This is a genomic window from Methylobacterium sp. WL69 (assembly GCF_008039485.1).
GTDB lineage: Bacteria > Pseudomonadota > Alphaproteobacteria > Rhizobiales > Beijerinckiaceae > Methylobacterium.
Map to the genome: position 1 here is coordinate 1 of NZ_VRUZ01000213.1, position 555 is coordinate 555.

The following is a 555-nucleotide window of genomic DNA, read 5'->3' on the forward strand; positions in this document are numbered from 1 at the left end:
GCCGAGGCCGCGCTGCGCCCCCGTGGTCGGGGCGATGCCGCGGGCGCGGCGCTCGGCGATGACGCCGCGCACGGCCCGGACGATGCCGACATAGCCGGTGCAGCGGCACAGGTTGCCCGAGAGGCCGGCGCGGATGCGGCGCTCGTCGGCGTCGGGCAGGCGCAGGACGAGGTCGCGGGCGGCCACCAGCATGCCGGGCGTGCAGTAGCCGCACTGCAGGGCGTGCTCGCGGTTGAACGCGGCCCGCAATTCGCCCGCGATGGGATCGTCGTCGAGGCCCTCGATGGTGGTGACCTCGGCCCCCGCGCAGGCGCCCGAGACGGTGAGGCAGGCCCGCGCCGGCTCGCCGTCGAGGAGCACGGTGCAGGCGCCGCAGATGCCGTGCTCGCAGCCGAGATGGGTCCCGGTGAGGTCGAGTTCTTCGCGAAGGACGTCGGCGAGATGCATGCGGGGCTCGGCCCGCAGGGTCACGGCCCGGCCGTTCACCGTGAGGGCGAGGGGCATCCGGTCGTCGCGCGGGGCGGCGTTCGTGCTCATGCGGCCTCGCTGACGGGG

At 75.9% G+C, this 555-nt stretch carries 1 protein-coding gene; it reads right to left on the minus strand.

Going from position 1 to position 555, the window contains the following annotated elements; all coding sequences use genetic code 11:
- Positions 1 to 537 (minus strand): (2Fe-2S)-binding protein (locus tag FV218_RS22515; protein WP_147711614.1); only part of this gene is annotated, 537 nt, incomplete at its 3' end.
- Between the last annotated feature and the right edge of the window lie 18 nt (positions 538 to 555).